7 protein-coding genes, 1 other RNA gene and 2 pseudogenes are annotated in these 13,100 nt (G+C 41.4%); 7 read left to right on the forward strand and 3 right to left on the reverse strand.

Annotated elements, in window-relative coordinates:
* Window positions 1-4 precede the first annotated feature (4 nt).
* Window positions 5-1,379: pseudogene (locus PN838_RS11270) on the forward strand (sigma 54-interacting transcriptional regulator).
* A 1,417-nt stretch (window positions 1,380-2,796) separates the two neighbouring features.
* Here the strand turns inward: PN838_RS11270 and PN838_RS11275 are convergent.
* Complete coding sequence (locus PN838_RS11275) at window positions 2,797-3,699, reverse strand: ATP-grasp fold amidoligase family protein (RefSeq protein WP_272180724.1); 903 nt, start codon at window positions 3,697-3,699, stop codon at window positions 2,797-2,799.
* 1,837 nt (window positions 3,700-5,536) lie between these two features.
* Between PN838_RS11275 and PN838_RS11280 the strand changes: the two are divergent.
* Window positions 5,537-7,739, forward strand: a pseudogene (locus tag PN838_RS11280) (S46 family peptidase).
* Between the two features lie 529 nt (window positions 7,740-8,268).
* Here the strand turns inward: PN838_RS11280 and rnpB are convergent.
* Window positions 8,269-8,668, reverse strand: an RNA gene (gene rnpB, locus PN838_RS11285) — RNase P RNA component class A.
* A gap of 49 nt (window positions 8,669-8,717) precedes the next feature.
* Window positions 8,718-9,560, reverse strand: coding sequence for a 16S rRNA (cytidine(1402)-2'-O)-methyltransferase (gene rsmI, locus PN838_RS11290; RefSeq protein ID WP_272180725.1), 843 nt, complete (start codon window positions 9,558-9,560; stop codon window positions 8,718-8,720).
* 128 nt (window positions 9,561-9,688) lie between these two features.
* Here rsmI and PN838_RS11295 point away from each other — a divergent pair, with 128 nt between their 5' ends.
* From PN838_RS11295 to dolP, 5 genes are read left to right on the forward strand one after another with little or no spacing between them, the layout of a single operon-like run.
* A complete protein-coding gene (locus tag PN838_RS11295; protein ID WP_272180726.1) occupies window positions 9,689-10,867 on the forward strand; it encodes a penicillin-binding protein activator in 1,179 nt (392 codons plus the stop codon).
* Between the two features lie 8 nt (window positions 10,868-10,875).
* Window positions 10,876-11,571: a penicillin-binding protein activator gene (locus PN838_RS11300; RefSeq protein ID WP_441295812.1), complete on the forward strand. Its 696-nt coding sequence runs from the start codon at window positions 10,876-10,878 to the stop codon at window positions 11,569-11,571.
* Complete coding sequence (locus tag PN838_RS11305) at window positions 11,546-11,908, forward strand: YraN family protein (protein WP_215964206.1); 363 nt, start codon at window positions 11,546-11,548, stop codon at window positions 11,906-11,908. Before PN838_RS11300 ends, PN838_RS11305 begins: the two co-directional genes overlap by 26 nt.
* The gene (locus PN838_RS11310; protein ID WP_215964207.1) at window positions 11,905-12,492 is read left to right on the forward strand and encodes an SIS domain-containing protein; all 588 of its coding nucleotides are present in this window, start codon (window positions 11,905-11,907) and stop codon (window positions 12,490-12,492) included. Before PN838_RS11305 ends, PN838_RS11310 begins: the two co-directional genes overlap by 4 nt.
* A gap of 23 nt (window positions 12,493-12,515) precedes the next feature.
* Window positions 12,516-13,073, forward strand: coding sequence for a division/outer membrane stress-associated lipid-binding lipoprotein (dolP, locus tag PN838_RS11315; protein WP_215964208.1), 558 nt, complete (start codon window positions 12,516-12,518; stop codon window positions 13,071-13,073).
* The last annotated feature ends 27 nt before the right edge of the window (window positions 13,074-13,100 follow it).

Consider the following 13,100-nt stretch of genomic DNA (forward strand, 5'->3'; position numbering starts at 1 on the left):
AACCATGAGTGATACAACCGATACGAGTCCACAAGACCGAGTTTTAATTGTCGATGATGATCCCAGTTTATTACGATTATTAACCATACGGTTAACCGCTGCGAACTACCTTGTAAAGTCGGCTGCATCTGCTAAAGAAGCCCTAGGTGCATTAAACGGCTTTAATCCTCAGCTTGTAATTAGTGATTTGCGTATGGAAGGCATGGATGGAATGGCATTGTTCGAACGCATTCGTCTACAATCGCCCAACTTGCCAGTCATCATTATGACCGCCCACGGCACAATTCCAGATGCAATTAACGCCACTAAACAAGGCGTGTTTAGTTTTCTAACTAAGCCCTTTGAAAGCCAAGAATTGCTCGATACTGTACAACAAGCATTGCGACTACGACCTGCCCTTGCCATTGACTCCTTGACGACGAAAGTCATCAATGGCGACAAAACATTATATCGCGCAGTGCCACCATGGAAACCTTATTGCAACAAACGTATCAAGTGGCCCAAAGTGATTTTAGTATTTTAATACAAGGTCAAAGTGGTACAGGTAAAGAGTTGTTAGCTCAAGCGATTCACCATGCCAGCGAACGCCGAGACCGACCTTTTACTGCGATCAATTGCGCGGCAGTACCAGAAAACTTATTAGAGTCTGAGTTATTTGGTCACAGAAAAGGCGCATTTACGGGAGCCGACAAACACCACACAGGATTGTTTGAGTCCAGTAATGGTGGGACCTTATTTTTAGATGAAATCGGCGATATGCCTCTAAATTTTCAGGTCAAACTGTTGCGGGCCATTCAAGAAAAAGAAATCCGACCCGTTGGCAGTACCGAAACAATCAAAGTGGATGTCAGGCTCATTTCCGCAACCCACAAAAATTTGCAACAAGGTATAAAGGAGCAACAATTTCGAGAAGACTTGTACTACCGTCTCAATGTTGTCGAACTCACTCTTCCGCCTCTATGCGAACGTCGTGAGGATATCCCATTATTAGCGAATTTCTTTTGAACCGTATATCAGACAAAGCAAATATAACCGTCAATGGCTTTAGCCAAGAAGCATTGGAGTTATTAATTTGTGCCCCATGGCCGGGCAACATACGTCAGTTGCAAAATGTGATAGAGCAATGTGTTGCGTTATCGACAGAATCGGTGATCAGTGAAACACTAGTGCGAAATGCATTACGCGAAGCCCCTAATGGACATCCATCATTTCAAGAAGCCCGTGAGCAATTTGAACGCGACTATCTCACTTCAGTATTAAAAGCGACGTCGGGAAATGTGTCACAAGCGGCTAAACTTTCAAAACGTAATCGCACTGAATTTTACAAACTGCTCAACAAACACCACTTAGATCCAGAAGCGTTTCGTGACGAGCCATAGCAGAACTAGTGGGGTCAGAGGAATGTCATAATTCGCCCTAAATTGGCTCAAAATTTCAGAACAAAAACGTCATTCCAAAAGAGCATTAGCGATATTTGGAACCTCCAACCAAGTGCAGAGGAAGTTCATAATTCGCCCTAAATTAGCTCACAATAACCAGAACAAAAAACGTCATTCCAAAAGAGCATTAGCGATATTTGGAACCTCCAACCAAGTGCTGAGGAAGTTCATAATTCGCATTGCAGGCTGTGCCTTTCTTTGCCCTGCAGGCGGCTATTTCGACTGCGTCGACCATACTGACGTGGTACTTGTGCCTTGCAGGCGGCTTTTCGCCTAAAGGCGAGTCACTTTTCTCAACAGCTAGAAAAGTAACCAAAAGGCCGCTTTCGGCCAAATCCCTAATCCTTATTTGATATTTATATTATCGTCGAAGACGGGATGAAAGTATGTCCATATACAACCATCCCTTGCAACGGCGTCCCTGCCGTTCATTTCGAGATATAAATCTCAACTAAGGGGGATTTAGACGAAGGATTAAGTCGCCTGAACTTTTGGTCTGAAAACATGTTTTAGAGAAAAACATTATACCAATTAAACAGAAAAAACGTCATCCTAAAAGAGCATTAGCGATATTTGGGATCTCCAACCAAGTGCAGAGGAAGTTCATAATTCGCCCCAAATTGGCTCAAAATTTCAGAACAAAAACGTCATTCCAAAAGAGCCACAGCGATATTTGGGATCTCCAACCGAGTGCAGAGGAAGTTCATAATTCGCCCTAAATTAGCTCATAATAACCAGAACAAAAACCGTCATCCCAAAAGAGCCACAGCGATATTAGGGATCTCCAACCAAGTACAGAGGAAGTTCATAATTCGCCCCAAATTGGCTCAAAATTTCAGAACAAAAACGTCATTCCAAAAGAGCCACAGCGATATTTGGAACCTCCAACCAAGTGCAGAGGAAGTTCATAATTCGCCCTAAATTAGCTCATAATAACCAGAACAAAAAACGTCATTCCAAAAGAGCATTAGCGATATTTGGAACCTCCAACCAAGTGCAGAGGAAGTTCATAATTCGCCCTAAATTAGCTCATAATAACCAGAACAAAAAACGTCATCCTAAAAGAGCATTAGCGATATTTGGGATCTCCAACCAAGTGCAGAGGAAGTTCATAATTCGCCCCAAATTGGCTCAAAATTTCAGAACAAAAAACGTCATTCCAAAAGAGCCACAGCGATATTTGGGATCTCCAACCGAGTGCAGAGGAAGTTCATAATTCGCCCTAAATTAGCTCATAATAACCAGAACAAAAAACGTCATTCCAAAAGAGCATTAGCGATATTTGGAACCTCCAACCAAGTGCAGAGGAAGTTCATAATTCGCCCTAAAATTAGTCAAGCCAATGCGATTTTAGTTACTATATTTCATTGGGTAAAATATACTTTTCTCCCCATTCCAGATCGACAGACTCAGGTTCAAACCTAGCAAAGCCAGCTTCTGGGCAAAAAGTTAACTCTCCAAAGTAAACTTTGTTTCCAACTGAGTATAAATCTACCCTCACGAATGAAAAGTCTGTAGCTAACTTTTCTGCCAAAACGAGCATTTCAGCAAGATTCACGGGCTTTTCGGGCAACTTTTCCGAATTAGGATATTTGTTTCTAAGTTCCAATAAATTCCAGTTCTGATCAAAATAATCTCTTGTATGATCTCCAAACCTATCAGAATCCACTTGAATAAAGATCTCTTTTTGCGCACCACTATTAAATACATGAAACTTAAAGTCTGCTGGAATTGAGCCAGTACTATCTGTTAGCATTTCCTCGACGACTAACCGAGGCTGGATATCTTTATATTGCCATTCTCTTTTTCTTGGGTAGAAGTTCTTTATCAACCACTTGTTTAGCTGTTTCTTTGCCTTGGACTCACAAAAATACTTCTTGTCCTTAACAATTATATTCCACCCAGAGCCATGCGAAGCTTTTATCACAAATTGGTTAGGAAGATTATCAAAATCGATATCATTTGCAGTCTTATAGGAACCTATTAAAGGTACTAAATATCGTTTTCCTATTTTCTCCGAGACATAATCTCTCACGGCATATTTATCTGCACACACGACATAGAGCGAATTTCGATCATAAATCTTACGCCATTGGATTTTTTCACTAAACGTTTTTGGTTTCTCTAGGTTTAGCTTGTAACCTAACCGTTTTTTGAATTTCTTTTTCAAAAAAGATTCGTCAGACTTTATTGTTGTCTTAACAATATTTTGAATCTTTTCTCTTGCGGAATAAACTTTTAGCTCAAACTGACTTAACATATAAAATTCCTTTTCAAAGTTCATGTGGCGTAATTTGTTTCACTAATTTTATACAAAACAAAGACGCCTATAGAGCACTGGCGATTATGGGCGGATTATACTTCACAAAAATATTTATTGGAACTTCTTAGGAGAGGTTACTGTCCAAGAGGAATGTCATTCTTCGTTTCAATTAGCTCAAAATTTCAGAACAAAAACGTCATTCCAAAAGAGCATTAGCGATATTTGGAACCTCCAACCAAGTGCAGAGGAAGTTCATAATCCGCCCTAAATTGGCTCACAATAACCAGAACAAAAAACGTCATTCCAAAAGAGCCACAGCGATATTTGGAACCTCCAACCAAGTGCTGAGGAAGTTCATAATTTGCATTGCAGGCTGCGCCTTTCTTTGCCCTGCGGGCAGCTATTTCGACTGCGTCGACCATGGCGCAGGGTTGTAGTTTTCTTTGCCCTGCAGGCAGCTATTTCGGACTGCGTCGACCATGGCGCAGGGTTGTAGTTTTCTTTGCCCTGCAGGCGGCTAATTCGACTGCGTCGACCATGGCGCAGGGTTGTAGTTTTCTTTGCCCTGCAGGCGGCTATTTCGACTGCGTCGACCTTACTTTTGCAACAGCCCAAAAAGTAGGCAAAAGGCCGCTTTCGGCCAAATCCCTAATCCTTATTTGATATTTATATTATCGTCGAAGACGGGATGAAAGTATGTCCATATACAACCATCCCTTGCAACGGCGTCCCTGCCGTTCACTTCGAGATATAAATCTCAACTAAGGGGATTTAGACGAAGTAATATGCAGTCTGAACTTTAAGTGCAATAACTCAAAATTTCAGAACAAAAAACGTCATTCCCTAGCTAGTAAAATGAGTCGAGCCACAGCGATATTTGGGATCTCCAACCAAGTGCTGAGGAAGTTCATAATTCGCCCTAAATTAGCTCATAATAACCAGAACAAAAAACGTCATCCCAAAAGAGCCACGGCGATATTAGGGATCTCCAACCGAGTGCAGAGGAAGTTCATAATTTGCCCCAAATTGGCTCAAAATTTCAGAACAAAAACGTCATTCCAAAAGAGCCACAGCGATATTTGGAACCTCCAACCAAGTGCAGAGGAAGTTCATAATTTGCATTGCAGGCTGCGCCTTTCTTTGCCCTGCGGGCGGCTAATTCGACTGCGTCGACCATACTGACGTGGTACTTGTGCCTTGCAGGCGGCTTTTCGCCTAAAGGCGAGTCACTTTTCTCAACAGCTAGAAAAGTAACCAAAAGAGCCGCTTTCGGCCAAATCCCTAATCCTTATTTGATATTTATATTATCGTCGAAGACGGGATGAAAGTATGTCCATATACAACCATCCCTTGCAACGGCGTCCCTGCCGTTCACTTCGAGATATAAATCTCAACTAAGGGGATTTAGACGAAGGAATAAGTCGCCTGAACTTTTGGTGTGAAAACATTTTTTAGAAATACCGTCTTTCAATTAAACAGAAAAAAACGTCATCCTAAAAGAGCATTAGCGATATTTGGGATCTCCAACCAAGTGCAGAGGAAGTTCATAATTCGCCCTAAATTAGCTCAAAATTTCAGAACAAAAAACGTCCTCAGTGCTTTGAAGGAGATCTCAAATATCGCTTCGCGATTTTGAGATGACGGGTAGCATGCAGAGGAATGTCATTATTCGTTTTAATCGAATCATAATTTCCAAACAGAAAACCGGTGCTCCCCTTTTGGGCTGGAAACTCTTAGTTACAACTTTCCTTAATCAAATCAAGCAATAGCGTTCAGATTTCTGTTCAACTATGACATAGTGCCAGCGTTAAATAACCATAGGAATATAACAACAATGGCAAAATGGAAATCAAGCAAGGCAACTAGGCTATTGCTTTGTAAACTCGCAGTATTGGGGCTTTCAGTTTCAGCTTCAAGTTTCGCAAAAGAAGGGATGTTTACCCCTGAACAATTACCACTAATAAAAAATGATTTAGTCGCCACGGGCTTAGAATTACCACCTGAATCATTATCTTCATTAACTGAGTTTCCTATGGGCGCAATAGTTTCTTTAGGCGGCTGTTCTGCTTCATTTGTGTCCCCTAAAGGCTTAGTCGTCACTAATCATCATTGTGCTCGTGGCTCAGTGCAATTTAATAGTACCGCTGAAAACAACTACCTAGAGAATGGCTTTGTTGCTAAGTCGTATGCAGAAGAATTACCCGCAGCTCCGGGTTCTCGTATCTACGTTACCGTCGATTTTAAAGATGTTACCGCTGATGTGGTTGGTTCACTCAACCCTAAGTTAACCGGTCGTGACCGCTATGAGGCGATCACTAAGAACAAAAAAGCGATTATCGCTGAATGTGAAAAAGACGAAGGTCATCGTTGTTCGGTTCCATCTTTCCACCAGGGTTTAGAATATAAACTAATTAAGCAACTTGAGATTAAAGATGTCCGTATTGCCTATTCTCCGGCAGATGCGATTGGCAAATATGGCGGTGACATCGACAATTGGATGTGGCCGCGTCATACCGGCGATTTCGCCTTTTATCGCGCTTATGTGGGTAAAGATGGTAAACCAGCCGATTTCTCTAAAGACAACGTGCCATACCAGCCAGCTCATACCCTGAAAGTCTCTGCTGCAGGATTAGAAGAAGGTGATTTTGCCATGGCAGCGGGCTACCCAGGTTCGACTCAACGTTATCAGCGTTTAGTTAGAGTTGAACACGTATTTAGTTGGTCTTACCCGACATGGATCACTCTAATTGAAGACTGGATTGCTATGATTGAAAAAACAGCACCAGAAGGCAGTGATGCGCGTGTTAAATACGAGTCGCTATTGTCAGGTCTTAACAATTTCATGAAAAACACAAAGGGCCAAATCAAAGGCGCAAAACGTGTTGGTTTAGTCGAGCGCCGAGCTGAACGAGAAGCAGAGTTGTTAGCTTGGATTGGCAACGTGCCGGAGCGTCAACAATACAAAAAAGCCATCGTCGAATTGGACAAATTAGAAACTGAAATTAGTGACCATGGCAAAGCACAATTTTTATATGGTAATGCCAGCCGTTCACAATTGTTAGGCACAGCTAAACGTTTATATCGACTCGCTATTGAAAAACAAAAACCTGATGCTGAACGTGAACAAGGCTACCAAGAACGTGACATGGATCAGTTCAAGCAAGGTTTACAACGTATAGACCGTCGATTTGATGCGACAGTAGAACAGGCTCTTTGGTTAATGTTTATTGAAAAATACGCCAAACAAGACCCATCACAACGCGTTGCGGAGTTCGACAAAGTTATTGGTTTAAAAGGGTCTAAATTCAATAAAAATGACAAAAAAGAATTGCGAAAAAACTGGCTTCTTTCTACAAAAAACAGTGTTGAGCGATGTTGAAAAACGCATAGCCCTAATGAACGCAACTCAAAAGGAGCTTGAAGCAAGTAATGACCCATTCATCAAGTTGGCTATCGCAACTTATGCGCATGGTTTGAAAGTTGAAAACGAAGAAAAAGAACACGCCGGAAAACGTGCAAACTTGCGTCCTCAATATATGAAGGCCATCATTGATTGGCAAGCCTCTATGGGCAAACTAGCCTACCCTGATGCAAATTCAACGCTACGTGTTACCTATGGCAAAGTATTAGGTGGTTCACCTAAAGATGGTTTGATTTACGAACCGTTCACACGCTTAGAAGGTATAGTTGAAAAAGACACTGGAGAAGAACCATTTAATTCACCTAAAAAGCAACTAGAGCTTATCAACGACAAACAATACGGTGATTACGCTCTAAAAAGTCTAGGCACAGTGCCAGTAAACTTCTTAACTGATTTAGACTCAACTGGCGGTAACTCAGGTTCTGCAACCTTGAACTCAAAAGGTGAGTTAATTGGCTTGTTGTTTGATGGCACATTTGAAAGTGTAAACTCTGACTGGGATTTTGATCCGAGAACAACTCGCACGATTCACGTTGATTCGCGCTATATGTTATGGGTAATGGAATACGTCGACGACGCGAAACACTTAGTTGATGAAATGAGTATTGCTAAATAAGCATAGCTTAGTTTGATCAGTGTAATTAATATTTGTTAATTGCAAACCAGCTAAATTGAATAAAACCGAGAATGGGTAAAACCATCTCGGTTTTTTATTTGCCAATTGCGCTATTTAGCCGTGCTCTTATGTCGCGGAGTGAACAATCATTTGTGCTTTGAACTAAATTTCTGATATCTGATTAAAAAGAATGAGGTGCGAGATGGTCGATAAGCCGTGCTCTTATGTCGCGGAGTGGACAATGATTGTCTTCGGCTAAATTTATTTTATTTTTATTTTTAATTTTAAAAAGGTGCGAGATGGCCGATAAGCCGTGCTCTTATGTCGCGGAGTGAACAATCACTTGTTTTTCATCTTTACTTTTACTTTTACTTTTACTTTGGGGAATGAGGTGCGAGATGGCCGATTAGCCGTGCTCTTATGTCGCGGAGTGGACAATGATTGTCTTCGGCTAAATTTATTTTAATTTTAATTTTAATTTTAATTTTAATTTTAATTTTAATTTTAATTTTAATTTTAATTTTAAAAAGGTGCGAGATGGCCGATAAGCCGGGTTCTGTCGTGAACAATCATTCGTCTAGGCCTTAGATTGCTCTAAGGCTCAAGCTTTCTACCCGGTTCCAACGCGGGCCGCGCATTAACTTCTAAGAGTAGTGGAACCCTATTTGAAATTGCTCCGAGTGGAGTTTACCGTGCCACGAACTATTACTAGCCGCGCGGTGCGCTCTTACCGCACCCTTTCACCCTTACCTGTTCTGCCTAAGCAGTCATCGGCGGTTTGCTCTCTGTTGCACTGGTCGTAGGCTCGCGCCCCCAGACGTTATCTGGCACTCTGCCCTATGGAGCCCGGACTTTCCTCCCCTTCATCCGTCTACCAAAACCCGAAGGTTGAGATACAACGATAAAGCGGCGATTGTCTAGCCATCTCGCGGCGCGGATTATAGGGGATCTGGATAGATAATGCGAGAAATTACGCGTTTATTCTTTGTCCTGCCAACTCAATGCCAGTTTATACAGGTCATTCTTTTTAAGGCCATGTAATTCCGCCGTAATACCAGCTGCCTTTTTAAGCGGCAGATCCTGCATAAGTCGACGCAGCAGAGCATCTGCTTCTGCCGACAGTCCTTGTTCTTCCTTATTTGGCGATATCATCACCACCATCTCACCTTGCAAACGGTCAGTGTCTTCATTAAGCCACTCAATGATTGACTGACATGACCCTTTACTAAAGGCTTCATAGTGTTTGGTTAATTCTTTAGCCAACACCACTTCTCGCTCGTCACCCAAGGTTGCTTGAATTGTAGCGAGTGTATCGAGAATACGACGCGGGCTTTCATAAAACACTGAAGTATAAATGGCTTGTTTATGAGCTTCGATTTCTGTGATCTTCGCTTGTTGTTTAACAGGTAAAAAACCACAAAACATAAATTTATCGGTCGGCAATCCCGCAGCGGATAAAGCGGTGATAACGGCACTCGGCCCTGGAATTGGCACGACAGCAACACCTTGTTCACGGGCAACATTGACTAAGTTGTAACTAGGGTCAGAAATAAGAGGCGTTCCCGCATCACTGATCAAAGCGATGTTTTGCCCTTCTTTAATTTTGTTCACTAACAACTGCGACTTTTGCTTTTCATTATGATCATGTAGCGGAAACATTTTTGTTTTCACCCCAAAGTGGGATAACAACTTGCCACTGTGTCGCGTATCTTCCGCTGCAATCAAGTCCACTTCATTTAAAGTGTCTAATGCGCGTTGCGTAATGTCGCTAAGATTACCGATTGGCGTTGCGACGATAAATAAAGTGCCGGTTTCTGTCATTTTCTGTACTTTATGATCATTGTTAATGAGACTTGTGGCTTGTATGATACCCCTTCATACAAGTTTCTAATACCTTTGATTTTGGTCGATATAGGATAAAAGCTTGTTTCATCTTGGTTGGGATAAAAATGACAGTTAGCACCGCAATGAAATTCATCACTTTTGTATTTTTAGTCGTCTTATTTTTAAACGGCTGTGGTTCCTCGCCTACGTCCGAAGCCAAGCGAGAAACTTTGCAAGAAGCTACAGTAGATAGTGACATTAGCACTCAGGATAAGCGCAGTAGCCAAGACTTTATACAAAAGGCCGATGCGTCCACTGGCAATGATGAACAGATGCGTGCAATGTACATTACAGCCTTAAAATATGCGATTGCAGAGCAACGAAGTGAAGAATATTTACTTGCAATAATTGAGCGGATCGACAGCACAAAATACAACTCAGTAGCCTTAGACATTACATTGGCAAATGGCTTATTGTTTGCAGCCCGTTATGACGAAACGCTAAATCAAGACGCAGAAGTTGTCATGAACCGCTTAAATCAAGGCAATGTACACCGTAAACATCAAGTCGCGTTGTGGATCTTAAAAGCACAGTTGGAGTCGAATCAAAAACAACACATTCAAGTGGTTAAAACCGTTTTCCGTATTGAAGACCTGCACCAAAATCAATTAACTGAACAAGACAACATCCTACTGAATGACCTACTATGGCGTCATTTACTGCATGTATCCGGTGAAACTTTAACGCAATTTCAAAATGATTTTGGGCAATCCTCTGGTGGTTGGATAAGCCTTGCTAAAATTATTAAACAATATTTGTCCGACGCATACGAACTTCCCAGACAATTAGCAATTTGGCAACGTATGTTTCCACAACATGCCACTTCTAACTATTTGCCAACTGATATCAAAACGTTGTTAACCATTTCACCATTTACGCCAAATCATATTGCTTTATTACTGCCGCTTTCAGGAAAGTTACAGCGCCAAGCTGAAAGTATTCGAAATGGATTTATCGCCGCAATGGATTTAAATGCAAATACCGCTTTGACGATTATTGATACGGATAAATATGAATTGGCAGAAATTGAGCAAAAAATCTTAACTGCTAATGTCGACTTCATTGTTGGCCCTTTGGTAAAAGAAGATGTCGAAACAATTATGCATAGTGAGTTGCTTGCGCACATTCCGAGCTTACATCTAAATGCACCTGACTTTACGCCGCTGTTACCGCAAAGAACCAATGCCTATTATTTTGCCCTAGCCCCGGAAGACGAAATTGAGCAAGCAATAGAGTTCTTTTAGCGAACAAAATTAAACACCCAACACTTATCTATGCCGACAACTCTTTAGGCCGTCGATTGGCTTTGCACTTTAATCAATTGTGGCTGCAAGCCACTGAGCGCGAAGCAGAGTCGATAGCATTTAAAAACAAATCTAAGTTGGGTGAAGCCGTCGAAGAATTACTCGACGTAAATTTAAGTAAAAAGCGAATTGCAGAAATGAAACGTTTATTTGGTACGGCTTTAGAAACAGCCTCTAGGTCTCGCACCGATATTGATGCCGTTTACATAATTGCCAATTCTCAACAAACACGGCTAATAAAACCGTTTTTTGATGTTAATGTCAGTGTATTTGGCGAAAAACTGCCTATTTTTGGCTCAAGCAGAAGTTACCTTGTGGATGAAAGTAAATCGCAAAAACGTGATTTAAACGACCTAACATTTACCGAAATGCCTTGGTTAATTAGAAACAAAGCGCGCTCATTGCACAATCTTTATGCCAAAGTAGGCGAACAACAAACACAACTCAAAAAGCTATTTGCGTTTGGCTTTGACGCGCAACGTCTCATCTTTGCCCTTAAACAACTCGAAACGCTAACAGACCAATCGTTTGATGGGTTAACTGGTCAACTCGCTATTACCAAAAACAACCGTATAAAACGGGATCTGGAGTGGTCTCGTTATCAACAAGGAAGAATAATTGCAGTGGCTAAAACGGACCAATAAGCGAAAGATTGGTGATGAAAAAGAGCATCGCGCAAAAGCCTATTTAGAGGCTCATGGATTAACCATCGTCACTCTAAATTATGCTTGTCGATTTGGTGAAATCGACATTATTTGTTTTGACCCTGTAAACGAAACCTTAGTCATGGTTGAAGTTCGGTATCGAAATACCGACAAATATGGTGGCGCCGCAGGTTCAGTCACAAAAAGCAAACAAGCAAAAATTAAAAAAGCCGCGCTTTTTTACCTCGCAACACGTAAACTAGATACCCGAGTCAGATTTGATGTCATCGCAATTGAACAACAACAGCTAAATTGGATCCAAAGTGCATTTTCATGAACGACAATAAAATCAAGCAGTTATACACTTCAAATATACAAAACTTTATTGCATCCGGTGAGCAAAACGCCGATAACTTAGCGTTATCTGCGGCCTTAGTTTCACAAACCTTGCTGTCGGGTAACAAGGTCTTAACCTGCGGCGATTCTGCAAGTAAAATGATCGCGCAACACTTTGCCGGTATTTTGGTTAACTATTTTGAAATTGAACGTCCTTGTTTACCCGCAATCGCACTAAATGACACCGTTCAGCATTGTGCAATTTCTTATAACGAACACGCCGATTTATTAGAAATTTACGCGCGCCAAATTAGAGCCATAGGCAACGAACAAGACATCTTGGTTATATTTTCTTTAAATAATCGGGAACCAATGATCAAATCTGCAATCGAAGCTGCATTAACCCGAGATATTAAAGTAGTTGCGTTTACATCGGATGACGGTGGTGAGATCGCCGGTTTGTTAGGAGAGAACGACATCGAAATCCGCCTTCCAACCAATAAACCAAGTCGAACCCTTGAAATACAACTGTTTACAATCCATGTATTAAGCGAGTTGATAGATGAAGTTATCTTCTCTATGTAATTGAATTTAGGTTATTGCACATTATGAAAAAAATTGTTTTTGTCATCCTTTCGACATTATTTTTACAGGCCTGTGTTGAAACCGCCATTGTGGCTGGTGCGATAACAGCCGTTAGCGCAGTGAACGATCCTAGAACGGTTGGCAAGCAAATTGACGACAGCACGATTGAAGTCAAAGCAATGTACAACATGGCGCAGGATGAAGGCCTAAGAAAACATACTAATATCAATGTGATTTCATATGATGGCATTGTTTTGGCTGTGGGTCAGTCACCAAACAAATTTCTAATAGATAAAGCCATTGCGATTCTCAACGAACTCGATGGTGTTAAGAAGGTCCATAACCAAATAAAACTTGGCACACCTGCGGATCTCTCTGCAAAAGCTAAAGATGCGTGGATCACTACGAAAGTAAAATCTGAGTTGCTTACCGACGAGCAGTTAGAAGGTCATAAAATCAAAGTGATCACTGAAAACAAAGAAGTCTTTCTAATGGGCTTAGTTAAACCAGAAGAGGCTACTAGAGCCGCACAAATTGCCGCCGAGATTTACGGCGTAGAACGCGTAGTTAAAGTTTTTTAGCCAGTGCAATTATGTCGCAGTAACGTG

The sequence above is a fragment of the Psychrosphaera algicola genome, assembly GCF_028401425.1.
GTDB lineage: Bacteria > Pseudomonadota > Gammaproteobacteria > Enterobacterales > Alteromonadaceae > Psychrosphaera > Psychrosphaera algicola.